The sequence below is a fragment of the Microbacterium sp. HSID17254 genome, assembly GCF_003989315.1.
In the GTDB taxonomy this organism is placed as follows: domain Bacteria; phylum Actinomycetota; class Actinomycetes; order Actinomycetales; family Microbacteriaceae; genus Microbacterium.
Map to the genome: position 1 here is coordinate 1 of NZ_RBLT01000090.1, position 1,521 is coordinate 1,521.

Sequence of the window (1,521 nt, forward strand, 5' to 3'; positions counted from 1 at the left end):
GGGGCTGCGCGGCGAGCGGCGGGCGCTGTGCCCGGGCTGATGCCGGGTCGGGGGTGGCCCAGGGCCGGACGGTGTGGTCGAAACCGGCGCTGGCCAGCGGCGTGCCGTCGGGACGGAAGACCAGCCCATAGATGTTGTCGGTATGCCCGACCAACGGGGCACCGACAGCAGGGGCTCGGGAGGGCTCGCTGGTAGCCCAGAGCCGGACCTGACCGTCGTGTCCCGCTGTGGCCAGTGTGCGCCCGTCCGGACTGAAATCGAGGGAGGTGACGATCTCGCCGCGAGTGCCGGCCAACGAGACATTAAGCGGCATGGGCCGCGTCGGATCGGTGAGATCGAAGAGCCGGGGGGCACAATCCCCACCCCCCACCCCGCGGGTGCGTCCGACGGCGCCGATCGCCTGGCCGCGGACCTCCACGAGTAGAACAAGGTGCGGACGCAACGGGGTGGGCTGACGTGGGTCTCGCATGCTCCACGCGCGGAAGGTGCGCCCGCCGCTGCGGACAAGCACGTCGTCGTCGCGTCCGACGAAATCGACGTTGAACCCGCGGGCGCGAAGAGCACCGCCCTGCGACAACGGAGGACCCACCCGGGCCGGCGAGCTCGGATCGGTGGTGTCCCACAGATAGATCGAGTTGTTGTCCAGGTTCCCAACCGCCAACATCCCGTCGTCGTCGCGGAACGCCAGATCCACCGCGGTGCCCGAGCTGGCGGTCAGCCGGGTCTGCGGCAGCGACCACACTCGGATGATCCCGTCACCGCTTCCGGCGATCAGCTTCTTCCCGTCCGGGCTGAACTGGACCGAACCGATGCCGCGGCCGCTGTCCGTACGCAAGGGCTGCCCGAGCGGGATCGGCCGGGTGGGATCAGCGATGTTCCACAACGTCACGCTGCTGTCCGACGACGCCGCCGCCAGAGTGGTGCCGTCCGGGCTGATAGCGGCCGCGAGAATGGATGAAGCTCGGTCGACGGGCGGCTGTGCGATCAGTCGGGGCCGGGCCGGATCCGAGGTGTCCCATAGCCGGAGGGCGCCGGCGACGCCACCGGCGGCGAGGACGGCCCCGTCGGGGCTGATCGCGACGGCCTGGGTTCGGGGCGTGCCGCCGTCCAGTGGCGGCAGCGCGATCGGACGGGCGGGGTCGGTGATGTTCCACCGGGCGACCGTGCCCACGTCCCCCGCGGCTGTCAGAGTGGTGCCGGCCGGGCTGACCACCAGACCGCGTCCGTAGACCTTCGTGCTTGCTCCGGGGAGCCGTACACCGAGGTCGACCGGACGGGCGGGGTCGGTGATGTTCCAGAGACCCAGGACACCATCCTCATCCATTGCGATCAGCAGCTTGCCGTCCGGGCTGACCGCCAGAGCGTTAATCCCCGCTGGCCCGCTCGGCAACTCCGGGGTCAGCGCTGTTGGGCGGTGCGGGTCGGCGACGCTCCATACCTGCAGCACGCTCTGATCTGACCTCGCGCTGGCCACGCTGCTGATAACGACCGGGCGGCCGGGAACTACCGCGAGCCCGGTCA

1 protein-coding gene is annotated in these 1,521 nt (G+C 70.7%); it reads right to left on the reverse strand.

Annotated features, from left to right (window positions below; genetic code table 11):
* On the reverse strand, positions 1-1,447 hold a 1,447-nt coding region (locus tag D8M34_RS17840), incomplete at its 3' end, for a WD40 repeat domain-containing protein (RefSeq protein ID WP_161973091.1).
* Positions 1,448-1,521: the final 74 nt, after the last annotated feature.